Source organism: Limnohabitans parvus II-B4, from assembly GCF_003063455.1.
Taxonomy (GTDB): domain Bacteria; phylum Pseudomonadota; class Gammaproteobacteria; order Burkholderiales; family Burkholderiaceae_C; genus Limnohabitans_A; species Limnohabitans_A parvus.
Genome location: NZ_NESN01000002.1, coordinates 641,024 through 661,350, shown reverse-complemented (window position 1 = coordinate 661,350; position 20,327 = coordinate 641,024). Strand labels below are relative to the sequence as shown.

General features: G+C 59.5%; 21 protein-coding genes and 1 pseudogene. 8 read left to right on the top strand and 14 right to left on the bottom strand.

Annotated features, from left to right (window positions below):
* The first annotated feature begins 139 nt into the window (after positions 1-139).
* The gene (locus tag B9Z37_RS07875; protein ID WP_108312410.1) at positions 140-868 is read left to right on the top strand and encodes a phosphatase PAP2 family protein; all 729 of its coding nucleotides are present in this window, start codon (positions 140-142) and stop codon (positions 866-868) included.
* Between the two features lie 50 nt (positions 869-918).
* Positions 919-2,142, top strand: coding sequence for a DNA-processing protein DprA (dprA, locus tag B9Z37_RS07870; protein WP_108312409.1), 1,224 nt, complete (start codon positions 919-921; stop codon positions 2,140-2,142).
* A 533-nt stretch (positions 2,143-2,675) separates the two neighbouring features.
* Here the strand turns inward: dprA and secF are convergent.
* The 3 genes from secF to yajC are packed head-to-tail and all read right to left on the bottom strand — an operon-like array spanning position 2,676 to position 5,885.
* Positions 2,676-3,626 (bottom strand): protein translocase subunit SecF, encoded by a 951-nt coding sequence (gene secF / locus B9Z37_RS07865; RefSeq protein ID WP_108312408.1) that lies wholly within the window; start codon positions 3,624-3,626, stop codon positions 2,676-2,678.
* A gap of 12 nt (positions 3,627-3,638) precedes the next feature.
* Positions 3,639-5,519, bottom strand: coding sequence for a protein translocase subunit SecD (gene secD / locus B9Z37_RS07860; protein ID WP_108312407.1), 1,881 nt, complete (start codon positions 5,517-5,519; stop codon positions 3,639-3,641).
* 33 nt (positions 5,520-5,552) lie between these two features.
* Entirely contained in the window at positions 5,553-5,885 is a 333-nt protein-coding gene (yajC, locus tag B9Z37_RS07855) for a preprotein translocase subunit YajC (RefSeq protein ID WP_108312406.1), read from the bottom strand.
* A gap of 180 nt (positions 5,886-6,065) precedes the next feature.
* On the opposite strand from yajC, the gene B9Z37_RS07850 reads away from it, so the two are divergent.
* A complete protein-coding gene (locus B9Z37_RS07850; protein ID WP_108312405.1) occupies positions 6,066-6,902 on the top strand; it encodes an EamA family transporter in 837 nt (278 codons plus the stop codon).
* 92 nt (positions 6,903-6,994) lie between these two features.
* Here B9Z37_RS07850 and B9Z37_RS07845 read toward each other — a convergent pair whose 3' ends face one another.
* The gene (locus B9Z37_RS07845; protein WP_108312404.1) at positions 6,995-7,783 is read right to left on the bottom strand and encodes an enoyl-CoA hydratase/isomerase family protein; all 789 of its coding nucleotides are present in this window, start codon (positions 7,781-7,783) and stop codon (positions 6,995-6,997) included.
* An 85-nt stretch (positions 7,784-7,868) separates the two neighbouring features.
* Complete coding sequence (gene phaP, locus B9Z37_RS07840; protein WP_108312403.1) at positions 7,869-8,426, bottom strand: TIGR01841 family phasin; 558 nt, start codon at positions 8,424-8,426, stop codon at positions 7,869-7,871.
* A gap of 259 nt (positions 8,427-8,685) precedes the next feature.
* Between phaP and B9Z37_RS07835 the strand changes: the two genes are divergently transcribed.
* On the top strand, positions 8,686-9,285 hold the full coding sequence (locus B9Z37_RS07835) for a hypothetical protein (RefSeq protein WP_108312402.1): 600 nt from the start codon (positions 8,686-8,688) through the stop codon (positions 9,283-9,285).
* Here the strand turns inward: B9Z37_RS07835 and B9Z37_RS07830 are convergent.
* The gene (locus tag B9Z37_RS07830; protein ID WP_108312401.1) at positions 9,282-9,893 is read right to left on the bottom strand and encodes a 3'-5' exonuclease; all 612 of its coding nucleotides are present in this window, start codon (positions 9,891-9,893) and stop codon (positions 9,282-9,284) included. The two genes, B9Z37_RS07835 and B9Z37_RS07830, sit on opposite strands and share 4 nt — an antisense overlap.
* A gap of 120 nt (positions 9,894-10,013) precedes the next feature.
* Between B9Z37_RS07830 and B9Z37_RS07825 the strand changes: the two genes are divergently transcribed.
* Both B9Z37_RS07825 and B9Z37_RS07820 read left to right on the top strand, forming a co-directional pair.
* Complete coding sequence (locus B9Z37_RS07825) at positions 10,014-11,159, top strand: Fic family protein (RefSeq protein ID WP_108312400.1); 1,146 nt, start codon at positions 10,014-10,016, stop codon at positions 11,157-11,159.
* Between the two features lie 7 nt (positions 11,160-11,166).
* Positions 11,167-11,847, top strand: a complete 681-nt coding sequence (locus tag B9Z37_RS07820; RefSeq protein WP_108312399.1) for a metallophosphoesterase family protein — start codon at positions 11,167-11,169, stop codon at positions 11,845-11,847.
* Between the two features lie 27 nt (positions 11,848-11,874).
* Here the strand turns inward: B9Z37_RS07820 and B9Z37_RS07815 are convergent, their stop codons facing one another.
* Positions 11,875-12,207 (bottom strand): type II toxin-antitoxin system RelE/ParE family toxin, encoded by a 333-nt coding sequence (locus tag B9Z37_RS07815; RefSeq protein ID WP_108312398.1) that lies wholly within the window; start codon positions 12,205-12,207, stop codon positions 11,875-11,877.
* Positions 12,204-12,485: a type II toxin-antitoxin system ParD family antitoxin gene (locus B9Z37_RS07810; protein ID WP_108312397.1), complete on the bottom strand. Its 282-nt coding sequence runs from the start codon at positions 12,483-12,485 to the stop codon at positions 12,204-12,206. The genes B9Z37_RS07815 and B9Z37_RS07810 overlap by 4 nt, the downstream gene beginning before the upstream one ends.
* Before the next feature lie 175 nt (positions 12,486-12,660).
* On the opposite strand from B9Z37_RS07810, the gene B9Z37_RS07805 reads away from it, so the two are divergent.
* Entirely contained in the window at positions 12,661-13,092 is a 432-nt protein-coding gene (locus B9Z37_RS07805) for a hypothetical protein (protein ID WP_108312396.1), read from the top strand.
* A gap of 5 nt (positions 13,093-13,097) precedes the next feature.
* On the opposite strand, the gene B9Z37_RS07800 is transcribed toward B9Z37_RS07805, so the two are convergent.
* Positions 13,098-14,603, bottom strand: coding sequence for a DUF2075 domain-containing protein (locus B9Z37_RS07800; protein ID WP_240606652.1), 1,506 nt, complete (start codon positions 14,601-14,603; stop codon positions 13,098-13,100).
* 60 nt (positions 14,604-14,663) lie between these two features.
* On the bottom strand, positions 14,664-15,038 hold the full coding sequence (locus tag B9Z37_RS14650; RefSeq protein WP_240606651.1) for a hypothetical protein: 375 nt from the start codon (positions 15,036-15,038) through the stop codon (positions 14,664-14,666).
* A 150-nt stretch (positions 15,039-15,188) separates the two neighbouring features.
* On the opposite strand from B9Z37_RS14650, the gene B9Z37_RS07795 reads away from it, so the two are divergent.
* Positions 15,189-15,536, top strand: coding sequence for a DUF3427 domain-containing protein (locus B9Z37_RS07795; RefSeq protein WP_108312395.1), 348 nt, complete (start codon positions 15,189-15,191; stop codon positions 15,534-15,536).
* A 36-nt stretch (positions 15,537-15,572) separates the two neighbouring features.
* On the opposite strand, the pseudogene B9Z37_RS07790 reads toward B9Z37_RS07795, so the two are convergent.
* From B9Z37_RS07790 to dnaN, 4 genes and pseudogenes are all read right to left on the bottom strand, one after another.
* A pseudogene (locus B9Z37_RS07790) lies at positions 15,573-15,794 on the bottom strand (mobile mystery protein B); the annotation flags it as partial.
* A gap of 22 nt (positions 15,795-15,816) precedes the next feature.
* A complete protein-coding gene (locus B9Z37_RS07785) occupies positions 15,817-16,278 on the bottom strand; it encodes a mobile mystery protein A (RefSeq protein ID WP_108312394.1) in 462 nt (153 codons plus the stop codon).
* A gap of 216 nt (positions 16,279-16,494) precedes the next feature.
* Entirely contained in the window at positions 16,495-19,098 is a 2,604-nt protein-coding gene (gene gyrB / locus B9Z37_RS07780) for a DNA topoisomerase (ATP-hydrolyzing) subunit B (protein WP_108312393.1), read from the bottom strand.
* A gap of 83 nt (positions 19,099-19,181) precedes the next feature.
* Positions 19,182-20,291, bottom strand: a complete 1,110-nt coding sequence (gene dnaN / locus B9Z37_RS07775; protein WP_108312392.1) for a DNA polymerase III subunit beta — start codon at positions 20,289-20,291, stop codon at positions 19,182-19,184.
* Positions 20,292-20,327: the final 36 nt, after the last annotated feature.

Below are 20,327 nucleotides of genomic sequence, written 5' to 3'. Positions count from 1 at the left end.
AATGGGCTCGATTCTAGACACGGCCTATGAAGCTGCGCTGAAACGCCTGGCAAAGGCGTGGCAAAACCCGGCTGTCTTGCCACGTGCCGTGCAAACCCCATTACATTCTGGGCTCCAGCTTTCACGCACTTCAAGACACATGACCCCAGCATCCACCTACGCCACCCCGGGCGACCTCAGTCCTTCCAGGCGCCTGGGGCAGTTCACCTGGGTCGCGCTGTTGTGCTTGCTGGCATGGGATTTTTCCGGCCTTGACAGGACGGTGATGCACTGGATTGCCGACGGTGGCGGCTTCAACCTGCGCAACAACTGGTGGCTGGAAGAAATTTTGCACACCCGCGCCAAACAACTGGCCATCGTGATTTATCTCGGCCTGTTAACCATGGTTTGGTGGCCGCAGGGGGCGTTTCGCCAATTGACCCGCTTGCAACGCACCGAAATCATGCTGGGCATCACTCTGGGGCTCATCACCATCAGCACCCTCAAGCGGTTCAGCCTGACCAGTTGCCCCTGGGATCTGCAGGATTTTGGCGGTGCGGCGATCTATGTCTCGCACTGGCACTGGGGGGTGCTGGACGGGGGTGCTGGGCATTGCTTCCCAGGTGGGCACGCTTCATCGGCGCTGGCATTTGTCGGGCTGGCCTTGCCATGGCTCGGTTCTGGGTTGAGCACTCAACGGACCATCGGGCGACGCATCCTGGCCAGCGTGCTGCTGCTGGGCCTGGTTTTGGGGCTCACCCAAACCTTGCGGGGTGCGCACTACCCCAGCCACACTTTCTGGACAGGCTTCATCTGCTGGACGGTGGCTTTGGCCAACCACCTGTTGTTTGGCGGGCTGGCCCACCACCGGCAAAACCGCCAAGCCTAAGCAAGCACCATCACCCCCGACCCTAGGCAGCACAACGGGTTTGGCCCACAATGTCTGCACAGACAGCCACCCAGGCTGCGCAGGGAGACATGATGGTGAACACCCCCGAAGAGTTGGGCTCTTGGTTGCGCCTTGCGCTCACGCCTGGCGTCGGACCAGACGCTGCCAGGCGCTTGCTGGCGGCATTTGGCGAACCCGATGCCATCTTTCAACAACCCGAAGCCGCCTTGCGCCAGGTTGTCTCATTGCTGCAAGCCAAGGCGCTGCGTGAAACGCCTCTGGGTTGGCCCGAACTGACCGACGAAACCTGGCACTGGCTGCAAGCCACAGACACAGGCATTGGCCGCGCCGTGGTCACGCTGGGCGATGCGGACTACCCCGGCGCACTGCTGGAAATTCCAGACCCGCCGTTGATGCTTTACGCCATGGGCCAGACCCACACCCTGCCGAACCTGCAAGCCGCGCAAACAGTGGCCATGGTGGGCAGCCGCAACCCGACGCCGCAAGGTCTTGTCAATGCCCGCGAATTTGCCCGCAGCCTGGCCAGCAGCGGGCTGACGGTCATCTCGGGTCTGGCACTGGGCATCGACGGTGCAGCACACGAAGGCGCTCTGTTGGGGGCACCGGGCGGGGGCGCACCGGACAGTCCTTTGCCCACCATTGCCGTGGTCGGCACCGGGCTGGACCGCGTCTATCCGCGCCAGCACCGCGATCTGGCGCACCAGATTGCCCAAAGGGGGCTGATCCTCAGCGAATACCCGCTGGGCACACCACCGCTGGCCCCCAATTTCCCGCGCCGCAACCGGCTGATTTCGGGCTTGTCCCAAGCCACGCTGGTGGTGGAGGCGGCTTTGCAATCGGGCTCGCTCATCACCGCCAAACAAGCGCTGGAGCAAGGCCGCGATGTCATGGCCATCCCCGGCTCGATCCATTCGGCCCAATCCAAGGGCTGTCATCTGCTGATCAAACAAGGGGCCAAGCTGGTGGAGTCAGCGCAAGACGTGCTGGAAGAGTTGCGCCTGCCCGACCCGCTCAGGCAAGTGCCATTGGCGCTAGAAAGTGTTGAGGACAAGGAATCGCTGGCCACGCATGGCGATGAGTCCGAAGATGCGCTGCTCAGTGCTTTGGGCCACGACCCGGTGAGTCTCGATGCCCTGCAAGCACGTTGCGGCTGGAGCACCGCGCAACTGCAAGCCCAACTGCTCGAGCTGGAGCTGATGGGCCAGGTGGGGCGTTTGCCAGGAGGCTTGTTTCAACGGGTAGGGGCGGGATAGGCTGACTGGCTTTGTCACCCCCCGCTTATTGGCTTTGTCACTCCTGACTGATTGACCTTGTCACCCCCGACCTGATCGGGGGTCCATGCCTTCGGTGCAGATGGATACCCGGTCAAGCCGGGTATGACATGTGGCTTTGTCACCCCCGACCTGATCGGGGGTCTATGCCTTCGGTGCAGATGGATACCCGGTCAAGCCGGGTATGACATGTGGCTTTGTCACCCCCGACCTGATCGGGGGTCTATGCCTTCGGTGCAGATGGATACCCGGTCAAGCCGGGTATGACATGTGGCTTTGTCACCCCCGACCTGATCGGGGGTCCATGCCTTCGGTGCAGATGGATACCCGGTCAAGCCGGGTATGACATGTGGCTTTGTCACCCCCGACCTGATCGGGGGTCCATGCCTTCGATTCAGATGGATACCCGGTCAAGCCGGGTATGACATGCATTGATGCCGGGTATGACAGCATTTCCGCCTGGCATGACGGCATTTCTGCCGGGCATGACGTCAATCAAGCCCGGCTTGGCAAGGTCAGACCACTGCGCCCGAGTTTTCGTCGCCTGGGTCGTTGTCTTTCTTGAGCGGCTTGATCAGGTCTTCGCGCTGGATGCCCAACCACATGGCGATCGCGGCGGCCACGAAAACCGACGAGTAAATGCCGAACAAAATGCCGATGGTCAGCGCCATGGCGAAGTAGTGCAAGGTCTCACCGCCGAACAGCAGCATGGACAACACCATGATCTGGGTTGAACCGTGGGTGATGATGGTGCGGCTGATGGTGGAGGTGATGGCGTTGTCGATGATCTCGACCGTGTTCATCTTGCGGTAACGGCGAAAGTTCTCGCGAATTCGGTCAAAAATCACCACCGATTCGTTGACCGAATAACCCAGCACCGCCAGCACCGCCGCCAACACCGCCAATGAGAATTCCCACTGGAAGAAGGCAAAAAAGCCCAAGATGATGATCACGTCGTGCAAGTTGGCAATGATGGCCGAGACGGCAAACTTCCACTCGAAGCGGATCGCCAGATAAATCACAATGCCGATCACCACAAAGGCCAAGGCCTTCAAACCGTCCTGTGCCAGCTCGTCACCCACCTGCGGACCCACAAACTCGGTGCGGCGCAAAGTCACCTCGGCGTTGTCGGCCTTGAGGGCGGTCAACACCTTCTCGCTTTGCTGAGCCGAGCTCACGCCCTTTTGCGCGGGCAGGCGGATCATCACGTCGCGGGCTGTACCGAAGTTCTGCACCTGCACTTCGCTGAAACCCAGCGTGCTCACCGTGCCACGCACCTTGTTCAGGTCCGCAGGCTGGCTGTAGCTGACTTCCATCAGCGTGCCGCCCGTGAACTCGACCGACAAATGCAGGCCTTTGGTGAACAAGAAGAACACCGCCATGGCAAACGTGATGAAGGAGATCGCGTTGAAGACCAACGCGTGCTTCATGAACGGAATGTCTTTTCTGATTTTGAATAATTCCATGATCCGTTCCCCTTAGTCGGCTTTCACCGCAGAGCCGCCTTCAGGCCGCCACACCGTGCCGATCGACACCGATTTGAGTTTCTTTTTACCGCCGTACCAGAGGTTGACCAAGCCGCGTGAGAAGAACACCGCCGAGAACATGCTCGTCAAGATGCCGATGCAGTGCACCACGGCAAAGCCACGCACCGGGCCGGAACCAAAGGCCAGCAAGGCCACGCCAGCGATCAAGGTGGTGATGTTGGAGTCAAAAATCGTGGCCCAGGCGCGGTCATAACCCGCGTGAATGGCCGCTTGGGGGCTGACCCCGTTGCGCAACTCTTCGCGCACGCGCTCGTTGATCAGCACGTTCGAGTCAATCGCCATACCCAGCGCCAGCGCCATCGCAGCCATGCCAGGCAGCGTCAAAGTCGCTTGCAGCATCGACAAAATGGCCACCAGGAACAGCAAGTTCACGCCCAGCGCAATGCCTGAGAACAAACCGAACATGGCGTAATAAACCACCATGAAGGCCACGATGACCAAGAAACCCCAGGTCACGCTGTTGAAGCCTTTGGCAATGTTTTCTGCACCCAGGCTCGGGCCGATGGTGCGCTCTTCGATGATCTCCATCGGCGCAGCCAATGAACCTGCGCGCAGCAGCAGCGCGGTGTCGTTGGCTTCGGCCGTGGTCATGCGGCCCGAAATCTGCACGCGACCGCCGCCGATCTCGGCGCGGATCACAGGGGCCGTGACCACTTCACCCTTGCCCTTTTCGAACAAGATGATGGCCATGCGCTTGCCCACGTTGTCGCGGGTCACATCCTTGAAGATGCGGGCGCCCTTGGCGTCCAGCGTCAGGTTGACCACGGGTTCCTGCGTCTGGCCGTCAAAACCCGGCTGGGCGTCGGTCAGGTTGTCGCCGGTCAGCACCACTTGTTTCTTGACGATCAGGGGGCGGCCATCGCGCTCCAGATAGCGTTCAGCGCCAAACGGCACGATGCCGCCAGCCTGCTCAGCGCCACGCGCTTCGGTGCTCTCGTCCACCATGCGCACCTCAAGGGTGGCGGTGCGGCCCAAAATGTCTTTGGCCTTGGCCGTGTCCTGCACGCCGGGCAACTGAACCACGATACGGTCCAGACCCTGCTGCTGGATCACCGGCTCGGCCACGCCCAGCTCGTTGATCCGGTTGTGCAGCGTGGTGATGTTTTGCTTCAAAGCCTGCTCTTGCACTTTGCGGGCGGCTTCCGGCTTGATGCTGGCGGTCAGGCGGAACTCGGTGCCCTCGGCCACTTCCTGGGTTTGCAGGTCCGCGAACTGGGCTGACAGCACGCGTTTGGCAGCTTCGAGCTGTTGCGCATCGCGCAGGCGGATTTCAATGGCCTGACCATTGCGGCTGATGCCACCGTGGCGCACGTCTTTTTCGCGCAGCAAGCTGCGCAAGTCACCCGTGATGGACTCCACCTTTTGCGTCAAGGCCGCTTGCATGTCGACTTGCAACATGAAGTGCACGCCACCCCGCAAGTCCAAACCCAAATACATGGGAGACGCATGCAAGGATGTCAGCCAAGCGGGCGAACGCGACACCAGGTTCAAGGCCACCACATACTGGGGGTCTGCGCCTTCGGGCGTCAGCGCCTTTTGAATGGCGTCTTTGGCCTTCAGTTGCTCGTCGGTGTTCTCGAAACGGGCCCGGATCGAGCCCCCTTCCAAAGTGACCGTCTGGGCATTGACCGCAGCCGCCTTGAGCGCATCCTCGACCTTTTGCAGGGTCTGGGTGTCCACCTTGATGGTCGCCTTGCCCGAAGACACCTGCACCGCAGGGGCTTCACCAAAAAAGTTGGGCAAGGTGTAGACCACGCCCAGCAACATGGCGATCACGATGATCGCGTACTTCCAGACCGGGTAACGGTTCATAGTGACTCGCGTGCAGGGTAAAAAACAGGGAGATTACTTGAGGCTGCCTTTGGGCAAGACCTGAACCACCGCGCTGCGCTGCATTTGCACTTCGACGCCAGCGGTCAATTCCACACCGATGTAGGCGTCACCGATTTTGCTGACTTTGCCCAGCAAACCACCAGCGGTCACGATTTCGTCGCCTTTGGCCAAAGCATCGATCATGCTGCGGTGCTCTTTTTGCTTTTTCATCTGGGGGCGGATCATGACGAAATACAAGACCGCAAACATCAGCAACAAAGGCAGCATGCTCATCAAGGTGGACTGCATGTCGCCACCAGCGGCAGCGGCTGGAGCGGTCTGGGCAAAAGCGGAAGAAATGAACATGGAAGCTCCACAAAAAAGCAAATTCGGGTTTGATCGGGCGGCGCGTGTGCGCCCCGCGGACGAAGCCGCCATTGTATGCGGCGCTATGATGCCGCCTAAAAGCCTTTTGACCCGACGGAATGCCCTCGCAAACCGCGCCCCACTGAAAGAGACTCCCCCTTGAATTCGCGTTTGTGGGCCATGCTGGCCTTAATGGGCAGCTTGGTGTCTTTGTCGGTTGGCACCTCGTTTGCCAAACGCCTGTTCCCCGCCTTGGGGGCCGAAGGGACCACGGCTTATCGCCTCGTCTTTGCCATGCTGATGTTGATGGCGGTGTTCCGCCCCTGGCGTCGCCAATGGGTCTGGGCCGATGCCTTGCCGTTGGGTCTGTATGGCGTCACGCTGGGCGTCATGAATCTGCTGTTTTACAGCGCCATCAAGACCATCCCGTTTGGGGTGGCCATCGCCATCGAATTCACAGGCCCTTTGGCGGTGGCCGTCTGGACCTCCAAAAAGGCCAGCGACTGGCTGTGGGTGGCGCTGGCCATTCTGGGCCTGGGCTTGCTGTTGCCGCTGCCCGGGGCAGATGCCGCACTCGATCCGCTGGGCATGGCCTTGGCACTGGCCGCTGGCATTTGCTGGGCGCTTTACATCGTCTTTGGCCAACGCGTGGCCATGCGCTACGGCGGCATGGCCACGCCACTGGGCATGCTGGCTGCGGCCTTGGTGGTCGCACCGATTGGCGTGTTCCATGCGGGCAGCGCCCTGCTCGATCCGCAATGGCTGCTGGCCGGGTTGGCCGTGGCGCTGCTGTCGAGCGCCATTCCTTATGCGCTGGAAATGTTTGCGCTCAACCACTTGCCCAAAAACACCTTCAGTATCTTGCTCAGCCTGGAACCTGCGGTGGGTGCGCTGGCGGGTTGGCTGGTCTTGTCCGAACGCTTGACGCTGTTCCAAGGCCTGGCGATCGCGATGGTGATGGCCGCGTCCATGGGCGCGGCTTGGTCTGCAGGACGCTCGGCCTCCAACCCCAATTAGCAGGCATTCGCGAACAGGGGTTCGCGCCCACAAAGAGGGTGGCTCTTACTTCGGTTTGGCCAAGCGATGAGCGCCAATACTTGATAGCCCCGTCACCGCCCCACAAAAACCGGCTTGCGCCGTTCGGCAAATGCAGCGCGCCCTTCGGCAAAGTCGGCGCTGCGGCTGGTAATGTGCTCGCGCTCACGCAAACGGGCCACATCGGCCTGCCCGGTTTCGATCTCGCGCAACGACTTTTTGGTTTCCTGCACCGCCAACGGGGCCAAGGCCAGAATGTCCTGAACCAGCGCTTGCAAGGTGGCATCCCATTGCGCTGGCGTCACCAAGGCTTCGAACAAGCCCATCGCATTGAGCTGCTCCGCCGAAAAAGGCCGGGCTGTCAAAAACGCCCGCGTCGCACCCGCCAACCCAAAACGGCTCACATAACGCTGCAAACCGCTGGGGTAATAGTGCAAACCCAGCGCCGTGGCGGGCATGCGCCACTCGATGCCCTGCAAACCGATACGCAAATCACAGGCCAGCACCACATCGGTCGCACCGCCATACACACTGCCGTTCAAGGCGCAAATGGTCACGGGGCGCAGCGCGGCCAGCGCGTCCGGGATTTCTTCAAAAAACGACGAACCATGGCCGGGTTCGTCAAACCCGCCAATGTCGTAACCCGCACAAAACACCGGCTTGGGCTGCCCGCTGGTGCTGGCCGTCAGCACCAGCACCTGCACTTGGGAGGTTTGGTTCACGGTCTCAAAATGCGCCAGTAAGGCCTTGAGATCGCCGTTTTCCAGGCGGTTGCGCTGGGCCGGACGGTTCAAGGTGATGGTGGCCACGCCGCCTTCGATGTGCAAAACAGGGGCTGAGGCTTGGGCCAAGGCAGGTGACATGTGTGCAATCCAAAACAAAAAGGGTGCCCGAAGACACCCTGATTGTAGAAAGCAAGCGACCAGCGCCTGCTTATTGAGCTGAAGCTCAGGCCTTGGCTTTGGCCTTGGACATGGCGGCTTTCACCGAAGCTTCGGCTTGGGCCGTTGCGGCCTTGATGTTGGACTCGGCTGTGTCAGCAGCTTGCTTGGCCACTTTTTTCAGGGTTTCAGCAGCAGTCTGGCTGGCTTCGAAAGCGGTTTTGATCACGGCCACAGCAGCGTCAGAGCCGGCTGGTGCGTTTTTCAGGCTGTTTTCGACCAAGCTTTTGACGGCTTTTTCGGACTCGGCCATTTTGCCTTCGACAGCTTTGGTGAACACAGCGCTGGTGCTGTTGGCGATGTCAGCCAAGTGACGGCCATAAGACACCGACTTTTCGTAAGCAGGCTGCACCAAAGCGGCTTGCACAGCCATCAGGTCTTGAGGCGACTTGGCACCCATCAAGGCTTGCATGTTGGAGAAAGACTCGCCCACAGCGGCTTTGCCAGCGGCCATGTTCAGCTCAACCAGGCGCTCGAAACCGGCAAAAGCGGTTTGCGACAGGTCTGCAGCAGCGGTCAGGTTGGCTTGTTGAGCAGCGGAGAATTGTTCGGCGTTGAAGTTCATGGTGTGTTCCTTGGAAAGGTTTGTTGCAATGCAGCAATTTGAACAGTTCACCCAGACCAACACAAGGGAAAACCCGCACTTTAGAGTCCGCACTCCAATTGGCCCCATCCAGCGTGCCTGTGTGCGTGAGCGCCCATACAAAGCACGGGCCTTGTGTTGCGGCTGCGTTTCCGAGGCACATCCTGGGCCTTTGGGTCGACAGCGGCCCGACCCCATACACTTGGCGCAACGGCCACTCCGGTCAAGACACCCTGTATTTATGGAATTCCTCAGTCTGCTGTTCATTTTGGCCACGGGCATCCACTGGCTCAACACCCAAGGCCAGCGCAAACGCACCGCCCTGCTGGCCGAACAATTGCGCCCCTACCAAATCGAAAAGCACATGGAACAACTGACCAGCGCCTACATGCGTGCGCTGGGCGAAACAGACCCCGAACGGCAACAGCAAATTTTGCAGCTGCAAGAAGCGGCCGAACAGCAACTGGCCAACGAATTCCAAAACCTGGCCCGCGAATTTGCCAAGCTGCCCGCGCCCGTGACACGGGCCTTCAAGGTGGCGCTGCCCTTCATCGACCAGCTCTCGCCCAAAGCCAGCTTTGACATGCGCCGCATGCTCGAAGTCCACGCCCAAGGCATCGCCCTGGCCGTCAACAACCCCCAAGGCCTGTCGCCCAAAGAGCTCTCATTTCGCATGATGGGCGAGATGTTTCTGATGCAGCACAGCTGCCACTGGTTCTGCAAATCCAAAACCATCGCCTCGGCCCGCATGTTGGCCCAACACCAAACCCGCCATGAGCAGGCCCTGGATGCGGTCAGCCCCGAAACGCGAGAGGCTTATCTGGACGTGGTGCAGGGCTAAGCCCCCGCCCGCTGCTTCAAATAGCTGCCGACCATGTGGCGGCTGGTGCGTTGCAGGCCCATCAGCAAAGCGTGGTCGGCCTGGGTACAGCCGTAGCGGGTTTTCAGGTCATGCTGCATCTGCGCCAGCAAATGCGCGGCCATCTCGGCATCGGCCAAGGCCCGGTGGGCACGGCCTGACGACGGCAAATGGTGCAGCGCGGCCAGCGTGCCCAGCTTGTGGTTGGGCGCTTGCGGGTACAGGCGGCGCGAGAGCAGCAAAGTGCAGGCAAAGGCGTGCGAGCCGTCTTGCCCGCAGCGCGCCAGCTCGGCCTGCCAGAACTTTTTGTCAAAGGCCGCGTTGTGCGCCACCATGGGCCGCCCCGCCACAAAGCGGGCCGCATCGCGCATCACCTGCTCGGCAGGGGGCGCGGCCTGCACCATCTCGTTGGTGATGCCGGTGAGCTGGGTGATGAAACTGTTCACCCGCACCCCGGCGTTCATCAGGCTCTGGTAACGGTCCACCACCTGCCCGCCCTCGAGCATGACGATGGCTACCTCGGTGGCGCGGTCGCCCATATTGGGCGAGATGCCAGTGGTTTCGAAGTCGATGATGGCGATGGGGGACATGGTAAACAGGCCGATGCAAAAACAAGTCTCAGATTAAAACTCGCTTTCACAGGCTTGCACCATATTAAAGATAGCTTTAATATCATGAACCTGTATTCAAGCAATCTTTAATATCTGGCCATGCGCGTCACCGGAACTTACGTCACATCAACCACTCTCGGCGAGAGCGTGCGCGCTTTTGTGCCCCATTCGCTGCCACCTGCAGAGCCTGAACTGGACGCTGCTTGCTATGCCGAACTCAACCGCAAGGCTGAACTGGCCTTGGCCCGTCTGGCAGGGGTGGCAGGCTTGGTGCCTTCGATCGACTGGTTACTCTACAGCGCCATCCGCAAAGAAGCCCTGCTCACATCCCAGATTGAGGGGACCCAGGCGACACTGGTCGACCTGTTTGACAAAGAGGCGGGGCTTGTCGTCAGCAACACAGACGATGTGGAGGAGGTCACCAATTACCTGCGTGCCTTTCGCTGGACAGAACAAACATTGCGGGACCCCAACGGCCTACCCATGAGCGTGCGCCTGATGCGGCAAGCCCACCGCCTGCTTATGGATGGCGCCCGTGGCTCTGGTCGCCAACCGGGCGAATTGCGCCAGTCTCAAAATTGGATCGGCGGCACTCGGCCCGGTAACGCTGTATTTGTCCCCCCGCCGCCCACGCAAGTACCCGCTCTGCTGGCCGATCTTGAACGCTTCATTCACGACACACGGCCCACCCTGCCCCCTCTGGTGCGCATTGGGCTCGTGCACGTTCAGTTTGAAACCATTCACCCCTTTTTGGATGGCAACGGACGCATTGGGCGATTGCTGATTGCCGCACTCATGGAGCAATGGGGATTGTTGTCAGAGCCCTTGGTCTACGTGAGCGCCTACCTCAAGCAGCATCAAACCGAATACTACCGACGACTTTCTGCAGTCCGCACGGATGGCGACTGGGAAGGCTGGGTGGCTTTTTTCCTGGAAGGTGTTGCCCGCGCAGCAGACACCGCCGAGCGTGGCATCGTCGCATTGGCCAGCCTGATCAACACCGACCGACATCGCCTGCTCCAAGAGCCCCGCATCACGCCAGCCAGTCTTCGTCTGTTTGAACTCTTGCCACTGATGCCCATTTTTTCCATCGATCAAGTCTGCGAACGACTGGGAATCACGTTCCCCACAGCCAATGCAGCGGTCAAAACACTGGAAAAGCTCGGCATTGTGGTCGAGCAGACTGGGCAAAAAAAGAACCGTCATTACAGCTACCAAGCCTATGTGGAATTGCTGAGCGATTGATCACCCCATGCACCCCGGCCCCATCCTCTTCTGCGGCGACCCGCATGGCCAATGGCAGCACATCCTCGATGCGGCTGAGCAAACCCGCGCCCGCGCCGTGATCCTGCTGGGCGATCTGGAACCGGCACAGCCGCTTCACATCGAGCTGGAGGCGATTTGGGAGCACGTCTGGTTCATCCACGGCAACCATGACACCGACCATGCAGGCAACTTCGGCAACGTGTGGCACCCTGAGGTGAGCGAGCGGCAGCTGCACGGCCGCGTCGTCACGCTGCCCTGCGGCACGCGCATCGCCGGGCTGGGCGGCGTGTTTCGCGGTGCGGTGTGGTACCCCAAAGACCAGCAAGCGCCCAAGTTTCGCAACCGCGAAGCGCACGCCCGAGTGACGCCGCGCCAAGACCGCTGGCAAGGCAGCGTGCACATCAAGCACTGGTCCACCATCTACCCCGACGAGGTGGAACAACTGGCCACGCAACAAGCCGACATCCTCATCACCCACGAAGCGCCCGGCTACCACGACCACGGATTCAAAGAACTGGACTCACTGGCCCGCCGCATGGGCGTGCGCATGACGGTGCACGGCCACCAACACGACAACATCGACAGCAGCGCCCACTGGGACGGGCAAGGGTTTCAGAGCTTTGGGGTGGGACTGCGGGGGGTGATGGCGGTGGATGGGCTGGATTGATCGTCACCCGACATCAACAGTCGCCATTCAATCCGGCAAATGCTTGGCCAAATCCATGCTGTCATGCAGCAAGCGGATGACATCGATAACTTGTCCGTCCGCCAACCTGAAAACCACCAAATGGCGGCCTTTTCTGCCCAGTCGTGCGACATGCAGTGTGCGGATACCCAGCCCGATATCGTCGCGCACTTTGCTGCCCACAATGTTGGGGCCATCGGTCAGCGCCTCCAATGCAAGCGTCAGCGTCTCAAGATAGTCATCCGCCTGAAGTGCACCGAACTGATCGGTTGTCCACACAAGCGCGTCAAGCAAATCGTGCTCGGCCTTTTCTGCCAACCGAACTGCCCATACCGCACTCATTGGACAGTGCGCACTTTGGCTGCAATGCCCTGCATGTGATCGCGCAAGCCTTGCTTGGATTCAAAAGTCTTGAAACGCCCCGCGTCGATATCCGCAATGCCCTCTTGGGCTGCTTTTCGCAAAGCCGCTAGTCGATAAGCGTCCTCGGCGTCTCGCTGCTCCACCATGCGCAGCCCCTCACGCAGAACTTCGCTGGCATTTTGGTAGCGGCCACTTTGGACCAGCTGCTCGACCAACGCTGCTTGGTGATCCGTCAGCACGACATTTCGGGTGGGCATGGGAGGGCTCCTTGTTGAAACAGAGTTGGCATATTATGCCAATAAGGTCAAACGGGCCGTGGTTCTAGCCGTCAACCACCGAGCTAATGAACAACCCACCGCACCCAGGCAAAGCCCTGGTACACCAAGCCGCACCAATTTCTTAAGCTGATTGCCTCACCCACATGGAGGCAACATGCACCCCGCAACAGACCCAAGCACCACGCCTGTTTATGGCGTTCGCCCCAGCAAGCCCGGCTTGTATCTGGGCTTGTTTCATGGCCGCGACACGCCCAACCAAGCCATGCACGGCTGGGGCTTTGATGGCCCGGCTATTGGGCCGCTCCGGTACTTTCACACCACCTACGCCTGCTCGGTCAATGTGGAATTTGTCAGCCCCACAGATGCCCAACTGTTCACAGGCACCCACGACACGCTCATGGACTTGGCCATCAACGGTGACCTGCTCTGCTTTGACGGCAAGCTGTACGGCGATTGGACGGTCTACATGGTGAAGCCCGAAGAATGCTTCAGGCCACCCGACACCTTCCGGCAAAACACCCGCCCCAACGATTTGCGCAGACAAGCCAAACTCAAGGAACCCTTTAGCGGCGAGTGCAGTCCATAAACTCTTTAGATAACTTGAATTCCAAGAGAGGTCAAATAACCAAAAATAGGGTCGTAAAAAGCCGGATCTCTTGTGGGATCTTCAGGGTCCCCGGGTGGGATCACGATCACCATGCCTTGTCGAGCGCGGGTGAGCAAGACCCGATAGGCATTCTTCAAATACATCTGGCGATGAGCCAGGTGTATTTTTTGCCATTTGTTGCCCACAAACGAACGGTATTCCCAGTCGACTTCGCCAAAGCGCAAGTCGGCATCCCAGACCACACAAGCCCAGTCGAGCTCAAGTCCTTGAACGTGAAACTCGGTGGCTACGTCTTCCAAATAAAAAGAAGATCGAACGTCATCGCGATCGTCCAAAAACCAATGGATGGGGTCCATGGGTGAACGAACGTCGATGGCGTGTGGGCGCAGGCGAACAGCTTGCGAAGAAACCACCATGCCGAAACGCTCGCTGCCGCGGGCTTTGTCGGGCAGCCAGCGCTTGGCCTTGTCCAAATCGCGTGTCACTACGATCGGGTAGCGCGCCTGAACGTCTTGGAACATGGCTTGAGCCAAATCGGTACGACGGTCCAACAAATGCTTCACAAAGGTGGACACATGCTCTGCGCGGAAGGATCGCATGGACACCGACAAATGCAGATCGTCGTTGTGGTGAACGTTGTCTCGTGACTTCAGCTGCGTCAGCGCTTCGTTTGCACCGTACTCTGAGTCTTGAAGGTGCGGCGAGATGTGCACCGCCCAATCGGGGTAGTGCTCGTGAATGGCCTTGAGCCACTCGCCAATGCCCGCCTCACCCGTGTTGATCTCTTGGCCACCGCCCACCAAACACACGACCACCGCCCAGTCGGGGTGACGGTCAAGGCAAGAAATCAAGAAGTCGGGCTCAGAGCGGTTGAAGTCTGGGTAGCCCTTTTTGCGCGCCATGAACTGGGTGGTTTGTTCCAGCGTCCAAGCGCGTTGCGCTTCATCAAAAATGACCACGTGATCCACTGGTGGCCGCTCGTCCGACAAATACGCATCGCGGAAATGGTGGACGTTTTGAATGAAGGCTTCAACGGCTTTTCTGGCTTCGCCTTTGCGCAACTTTTGGCCCACGGCTTTCTTTCGCGCCACTTCATCGCGCACCAAGGCTTCACGCAGGATGGCCACCAAAGGGCCATTGCCCGATAGGTACACGCTGTGCAAATCGCTCTCGGCGTCCATGTGTTTGGTGGCGATGTCCAAGCCCACCAAGGTTTTGCCCGCGCCGGGAACACCCGTCACAAAACAGATGGCCTTTTGCTTTCGTTGTTTTGAATCTTGGATCAGCTGCGCAATAGCAACCGAGGTTTGCGCCAAATTCTTTTCACCCGCATCGTTGCGCGAGAGTTCGGCTACCGAGTGGTTGCCGTAAAGCGCGGACGCGGCTTCGATGATGGTAGGGGTGGGACGGTAACGACCGTTGGCCCAAGCGGCAGCGTCCAGTTGGGCGCCCGACGAAAAGGCCAACACATCTTCGATGGTGGTGGCCAAGAAGGCGGGTGATGTGTTGATGGGGAAAAGCACACCGTCGTTGTGGTGGCTGGTGACGATCTAACCGCGCGTGCCTTGTGTTTGTGTGGCGATCAAGATGGGTGCGATCACGCAGTGGTGGCTGGTCTCGTGAAAGTTTTTGAGGTCGAGTGCGTAGTCCCAAACCTGATCCACCGCTGCACGGTTAAACAGCGATTCACCGACCTTGAACTCGATGACAAAAATGGCGTGGTCGATCAATGCCAGCACGTCGATGCGTTTGCCCATACGCGGCACGATGAACTCAAAGAAAACCGTGCCGCGGCCTGTGAACGGTTTCAGTTCTTTCTGAAGAATTTGTATCTGTGAACGCCATGCATCGCGCTGGGTTGTCTCGATGGAAAAACCACTGTTCTCAGTCAAGACACCCAGCACCAAGTTGGGGTCTGATGTCACAAATTGCTTGATGTGTGCCGAATAGAAGGAACGATTGGAATATTGCACGCGTTACCTAAAGTACTTATTTTTAAATTGAGATGATCTTAAACGGATTGATGATGATTCAGGATGCCAGCTTGATGCTCAACCACCTGAGTTAGCAACGAAATGTTCTCAGTTGGCCATGTGGTGTTGGCCCAGAAAAAGGCGCACATTCTGCTGGTCACGCTCAACAAGCAAGGGCGGGCTGACGCGCATAAGTACATGGACCACTGGATCGATGACACGCACTTTCACTGGCAAAGCCAGAACGCCACCGACCCGACCAGCAAACGCGGCGACGAAATCATCCGCCACGCCGCTTTAGGCATCGACATCCATCTCTTTGTGCGCGACACCAAGCTGGCTGTCGGCAAGGCCGCACCCTTCACGTACCACGGCCGGGTGCGCTACCAGTCGCACCAGGGCAGCAGGCCCATGAGCATTGTGTTTGGGCTTGACGCGGCGGTGGGGTAATTTGCGGGGCTAGATTTGCAGGCACGGCTCACAGGCTCAACTGCGGACAAACGCAAGCAGAAGCTGGTAGTCACCTTGGTCTGCAGCTCGCAGGGCTGCCAGGTACCGTGCCCGAACATCGTTGGCGGCAACCAGACTGCCGCCGCTTCCCCATGTGAACGCAGTTTGGCCAAGGCTTCTCAACAATGCGTCGGCCATCATGCGTGGATGTCGTCCATTGCCATTGGGGAAGGGGTGAATCCAGACCAGATCGCGGTGAAAGTTTCCTGCTCATCCCGGACTATCGCCATAGTTTTGACCAACGGCCGCGAAGCAATTCTTCGGTCCTGCGTTCCACCTGTTTCCGAAGCCGTTCTGCGCTGGGGCGCTGGTCTTCAAGACCCATGGTGTGGGCCACGCTTGCGACCTCTTCCATCGCGATGGTGCGAGCGCGTTCCTGAACCACGTCCGTGAGCGGGCGTCTGGGAACCAGTGCGTAGACCAGTTCGCAATCCAGTCCATCAGCAAGTTTGCGCAGTTGTCCGAGCGAGATGCGGTCATCCGCTTCGGACTGTTCGGACTTGTGCAGCGTCGCCCCCGAGACGCCCAGCCGCTCAGCCTGCTGGCGTTCCGTTCGACCTAGGGCTTCTCGGATGAGCTTCAGCCATCCCCGAGACGGTGGCTGCCGCTTCACCAAGTCCGCGTAGCCGGAAAGGGCGGACTGCACTTGTTCGAGTCGAAGCTGGTTCAGTTCAGAAGACATTGCTAGCCTATAGGCTGGTTAATTTGATTTTAATGATAGCCTAATTGGAAGCAAGTTGCAATCAATTGCTTCCTTAAAGGAAATCAGTCAAAGTCATTTTGCTGCACTTTTAGCAAGCACACAAGGCCACATTGGGCGCACCAAAGCAAGGGGCCCATAAGTTTTTCAACTTATGGGCCCCTTTTTCTCAGCTTATGGGTACGGCTACAAGATCGATCAAATATCAATATTCCCCGCACGCAGCGCATTGCTTTCGATGAAGTGGCGGCGTGGCTCGACCTCGTCGCCCATGAGCATGGTGAACACGCGGTCGGCTTCGATGGCGTCGTCGATCTGCACGCGCAGCAGGCGGCGCACGGTGGGGTCCATGGTGGTTTCCCACAGCTGGGCGGGGTTCATCTCGCCCAAGCCTTTGTAGCGCTGGCGGCTGGTGGTGCGTTCGGCTTCGCTGATGAGCCAATGCATGGCCTGGCGGAAGTCGCCCACTTTTTCTTCTTTCTGGCGCTCGCCTTCACCGCGTGTGGCTTTGGCACCTTCGCCCAGCAAGCCGCGGAAGGTCTCGGCCGCTTCGGCCAGAGCGCCGTAGTCGGCACCGTGCACAAAGTCTTGCGTGATGATGCTGCTCTTGATGTTGCCGTGGTGGCGGCGGCTGATGCGCAGAATGGGTTTGTCGGTGCGCACGTCAAACTCGGCGGTCACTTCGGCGGGGATGCCGGTGGTGTTGAGTTCGCGCAGCTTGGCTTGCAGCGCGGGGGCGCATGCAGCGGCTTGTTCCATGCCATCCAGGTTGAGTGACACGCCGTCGGCCATGGCACGCAGGGCTTCGGCGTCCATGAAGTTAGACAAACGCGCAATGACGTGTTCGGCCACTTGGTGTTTGCGGGCCAGGGCTTCCAGCGTCTCGCCAGTCAGCACTTGCGGCGCAGCGCCGCCCGTGGAAATGCTGGCGTCTTTGAGCGCGATGCGCAGCAAGAAGCCGTCGAGCGCCGGGCCGTCTTTGAGGTACAGCTCTTCTTTGCCGGCCTTGACTTTGTAGAGTGGTGGCTGGGCGATGTAGATGTGGCCACGCTCGACCAAATCGGGCATCTGACGGTAGAAGAAGGTCAGCAGCAGGGTGCGGATGTGCGCGCCGTCCACGTCGGCGTCGGTCATGATGATGATGCGGTGGTAGCGCAGTTTGTCGACGTTGAAGTCGTCGGTGCCGCTCTTGCCAGACTCAGCGCTGGCCTTGCCAATGCCGGTACCCAAGGCGGTGATGAGCGTGACGATTTCGTTGCTGGTGAGCAGCTTTTCGTAGCGGGCTTTTTCCACGTTCAGGATCTTGCCGCGCAGGGGCAAGATGGCCTGGAATTTACGGTCGCGGCCTTGCTTGGCCGAGCCTCCGGCGGAGTCACCCTCGACGATGTAGATTTCGCACAGGGCCGGGTCTTTTTCTTGGCAGTCGGCCAGTTTGCCAGGCAGGCCCATGCCGTCGAGCACGCCTTTGCGGCGCGTCATTTCGCGGGCTTTGCGGGCGGCTTCGCGGGCGCGGGCGGCTTCCACAATCTTGCCGCAGATGATCTTGGCGTCGTTGGGGCGCTCTTCCAAAAAGTCGGTCAAGGCTTTGGCCACGATGTCTTCCACCGGGGCACGCACTTCGCTCGACACCAGCTTGTCTTTGGTCTGGCTGGAGAACTTGGGCTCGGGCACTTTGACGCTCAGCACGCAGCACAGGCCTTCGCGCATGTCGTCGCCGCTGACTTCGACTTTTTGCTTTTTGGCGATCTCGTTTTTCTCGATGTACTTGGCAATCACGCGGGTCATCGCGGCACGCAGGCCCGTGAGGTGGGTGCCACCGTCACGCTGCGGGATGTTGTTGGTGAAGCACAGCACGTTTTCGTTGTAGCCGTCGTTCCACTGCATGGCCACTTCCACACCGATGCTGGTGCCGGGGATGCCGCCGTAGCTGTCGGCTGGGCGCTCGCCGTTGGCGTGGAAGGCGTTGGGGTGCAACACTTTTTTGTTGGCGTTGATGAAGTCCACAAAGCCTTTGACGCCACCCGCGCCAGAGAAGTCGTCTTCTTTGCCGCTGCGCTCGTCTTTGAGGCGAATGCGCACGCCGTTGTTCAGGAAAGACAACTCGCGCAAACGCTTGGCCAGAATTTCGTAATGGAAATCGGTGTTCTGCGTGAAGATTTCGGTGTCGGGCAAGAAGTGCACTTCGGTGCCGCGCTTGTCGGTGGCACCTGTGACGCGCATGGGCGAGACTTCAACGCCGTCCACGGTGTCGAGCAAACGGTTTTGCACAAAGCCTTTGGCAAAGTCGATCTGGTGCACTTTGCCTTCGCGGCGCACCGTGAGACGCAACCACTTGCTCAGGGCGTTCACGCAAGACACACCCACGCCGTGCAAACCGCCAGAGACCTTGTAGCTGTTTTGGTTGAACTTGCCGCCTGCGTGCAGTTCGGTCAAAGCGATCTCAGACGCACTGCGCTTGGGCTCGTGCTTGTCGTCCATCTTGACGCCGGTGGGGATGCCGCGGCCGTTGTCGGTCACGCTGATGGAGTTGTCACTGTGGATGGTGACGACGATGTCGTCGCAGTGGCCCGCCAGCGCTTCGTCGATCGAGTTGTCCACGACCTCGAACACCAAGTGGTGCAGGCCCGTGCCGTCAGAGGTATCGCCGATGTACATGCCGGGGCGTTTGCGCACGGCCTCCAGGCCTTCCAGGATCTGGATGGAGCCTTCGCCGTAGCCTTCGGATGCGCCCGCTTGGTTGGCGTCGATCTTGGGTTGCGCGGTGGTGAAAGCTTCTTCGCTGGGGTTGATTTCGTCGGTCATGTTCAATTTTCTCTGTCGCTTGAATGGCCGAAACCCGCGAGGGGTCGCGGGTTTCGATAAGGTGGGCCTTGTGGGCTTTCGCCTTAAATGCGCATTGGCATCACCACATATTTGAAGTTGTCGTTCTCGGGGATCGTGATCAGCGCCGAGCTGTTGGCGTCGGCCAGATCGATGCGGACCATGTCTTGGCCCATGTTGCTGAGCACGTCGATGATGTAGGTGACGTTGAAGCCGATCTCGATGCTGTCGCCACCGTAGTCGATGTCGAGTTCGTCCACGGCTTCTTCTTGTTCGGCGTTGGTCGAGGCCACGCGCAGGCTGCCGGGATCGAGGTTCAGGCGCACGCCCTTGAACTTGTCGCTGGTCAGGATGGCGGTGCGCTGCAAGCAAGACAGCAGGGCTTGGCGGCCCAGGGTCAGGTTGTTGCTGTGGCCTTTGGGGATGACGCGGTTGTAGTCGGGGAACTTGCCCTCGACCAGCTTGGTCACGAACTCCATGCCGTCAAAGCTGAACTTGGCCTGGTTGTTGGCGAATTGCATCTCGATCGCGCCATCGGCGTCCGACAGCAAGCGCTGCAGCTCGAGCACGGTCTTGCGCGGCAAGATGACTTCTTGTTTGGTGGGCACTTCGACGTCGAGCGTGGCGGCTGTGAAGGCCAGGCGGTGGCCGTCGGTGGCGACCAGGCTCAGGCGGTTGCCTTCGGCCACAAACAAGATGCCGTTGAGGTAGTAGCGGATGTCGTGCACGGCCATGGCAAACGAGACCTGACCGAGCAGGGTCTTGAGGGTTTTTTGCGGCACGCTGAACACGGGGCCGAAGCTGGCGGCTTCTTGCACCAGTGGGAAGTCTTCTGCGGGCAAGGTCTGCAAAGTGAACTTGGACTTGCCGCCCTTCAAGATCAGCTTAGCTTGCGAAGACTCAAGGCTGACGGTTTGGTCAGCGGGCATGGTGCGCAGGATGTCGATGAGTTTGCGTGCGCCCACGGTGGTGGTGAAGTCGCCTGGGTCACCGTCCATCTCGGCGGTGGTGCGGATTTGGATTTCGAGGTCGCTGGTGGTCAGCTGCACGGCGTGACCGGTTTTGCGGATCAGCACGTTGGCCAGCACGGGCAGGGTGTGGCGGCGCTCGACAATGCCGGAAACGGATTGCAGGACCGACAGCAATTTGTCTTGGGTGGCCTTCAGGACGATCATGGGTGTCTACCTTTTGTGATTTTCACGCAACAGCCT

Bases quoted from the DNA above. Each gene is read 5' to 3' on its own strand.
- secD (WP_108312407.1), bottom strand. From the start codon at position 5,519: ATGAACCGTTACCCGGTCTGGAAGTACGCGATCATCGTGATCGCCATG.
- B9Z37_RS07875 (WP_108312410.1), top strand. From the start codon at position 140: ATGACCCCAGCATCCACCTACGCCACCCCGGGCGACCTCAGTCCTTCC.
- secF (WP_108312408.1), bottom strand. From the start codon at position 3,626: ATGGAATTATTCAAAATCAGAAAAGACATTCCGTTCATGAAGCACGCG.
- B9Z37_RS07815 (WP_108312398.1), bottom strand. From the start codon at position 12,207: ATGAGTGCGGTATGGGCAGTTCGGTTGGCAGAAAAGGCCGAGCACGAT.
- dprA (WP_108312409.1), top strand. From the start codon at position 919: ATGTCTGCACAGACAGCCACCCAGGCTGCGCAGGGAGACATGATGGTG.
- gyrB (WP_108312393.1), bottom strand. From the start codon at position 19,098: ATGACCGACGAAATCAACCCCAGCGAAGAAGCTTTCACCACCGCGCAA.
- dnaN (WP_108312392.1), bottom strand. From the start codon at position 20,291: ATGATCGTCCTGAAGGCCACCCAAGACAAATTGCTGTCGGTCCTGCAA.
- B9Z37_RS07835 (WP_108312402.1), top strand. From the start codon at position 8,686: ATGGAATTCCTCAGTCTGCTGTTCATTTTGGCCACGGGCATCCACTGG.
- phaP (WP_108312403.1), bottom strand. From the start codon at position 8,426: ATGAACTTCAACGCCGAACAATTCTCCGCTGCTCAACAAGCCAACCTG.
- B9Z37_RS07830 (WP_108312401.1), bottom strand. From the start codon at position 9,893: ATGTCCCCCATCGCCATCATCGACTTCGAAACCACTGGCATCTCGCCC.
- B9Z37_RS07820 (WP_108312399.1), top strand. From the start codon at position 11,167: ATGCACCCCGGCCCCATCCTCTTCTGCGGCGACCCGCATGGCCAATGG.
- B9Z37_RS07825 (WP_108312400.1), top strand. From the start codon at position 10,014: ATGCGCGTCACCGGAACTTACGTCACATCAACCACTCTCGGCGAGAGC.
- B9Z37_RS07845 (WP_108312404.1), bottom strand. From the start codon at position 7,783: ATGTCACCTGCCTTGGCCCAAGCCTCAGCCCCTGTTTTGCACATCGAA.
- B9Z37_RS07810 (WP_108312397.1), bottom strand. From the start codon at position 12,485: ATGCCCACCCGAAATGTCGTGCTGACGGATCACCAAGCAGCGTTGGTC.
- B9Z37_RS07795 (WP_108312395.1), top strand. From the start codon at position 15,189: ATGTTCTCAGTTGGCCATGTGGTGTTGGCCCAGAAAAAGGCGCACATT.
- B9Z37_RS07785 (WP_108312394.1), bottom strand. From the start codon at position 16,278: ATGTCTTCTGAACTGAACCAGCTTCGACTCGAACAAGTGCAGTCCGCC.
- yajC (WP_108312406.1), bottom strand. From the start codon at position 5,885: ATGTTCATTTCTTCCGCTTTTGCCCAGACCGCTCCAGCCGCTGCCGCT.
- B9Z37_RS07805 (WP_108312396.1), top strand. From the start codon at position 12,661: ATGCACCCCGCAACAGACCCAAGCACCACGCCTGTTTATGGCGTTCGC.
- B9Z37_RS07850 (WP_108312405.1), top strand. From the start codon at position 6,066: ATGCTGGCCTTAATGGGCAGCTTGGTGTCTTTGTCGGTTGGCACCTCG.